Annotated in this window: 1 protein-coding gene and 1 pseudogene; one reads left to right on the top strand and one right to left on the bottom strand. The window is 72.9% G+C overall.

The window, feature by feature from the left end; all coding sequences use genetic code 11:
- Positions 1-334, top strand: a 334-nt coding sequence (locus AC5RWQ_RS30365) for a hypothetical protein (protein WP_494286025.1), incomplete at its 5' end; no start/stop codon positions are given.
- On the opposite strand, the pseudogene AC5RWQ_RS30360 reads toward AC5RWQ_RS30365, so the two are convergent.
- A pseudogene (locus AC5RWQ_RS30360) lies at positions 296-495 on the bottom strand (GNAT family N-acetyltransferase); the annotation flags it as partial. The gene AC5RWQ_RS30365 and the pseudogene AC5RWQ_RS30360 overlap by 39 nt on opposite strands.

Below are 495 nucleotides of genomic sequence, written 5' to 3'. Positions count from 1 at the left end.
CCTCCACGCTCCGGACCCCCGTCAGCGCTGGGTACTCGAGCCCTACGCGCCCACGCCGGCCGACCTGGTCTTCGCCGGGCGCTTCATCGACTGGAACACGCTCGACCACGGCATCCAGCGCGTGGACGCCTGCCGTACCCGGGACGGCGACCTGCTCCTGGTCGAGCTGGAAGACCTCAACCCCTACCTCTCCCTCGATCACGTCAGCGCCCGGACCCGGGACCGCTCCGTCGCCGGCATGACGGCCTCCCTCCACCGTTTCCTGGCGGCCACCCCGGCCACCCCGGCCCCCCACCTACCGCTGCCCGGTCCCGCGCACCCCGAACAGCGGTAGGCAGGGCGCGAGGCCGACGACCGTGACAGGGATGCGTGGGTGCTGCTCCCATCGGGCCCGCGGCAGGCGCAGGCGCCGCATCGTCACGCGCCGGCCGCGGACGTTCAACTGCTCGACGCCGTCGGGTGCGTAGCCGAGTTTCTCGGACACGGAGAAGGACG

The sequence above is a fragment of the Micromonospora sp. BS32 genome, from assembly GCF_059089345.1.
The sequence above is the reverse complement of the archived record's forward strand: the minus strand, read 5'-3'. Positions and strand labels throughout refer to the sequence as shown.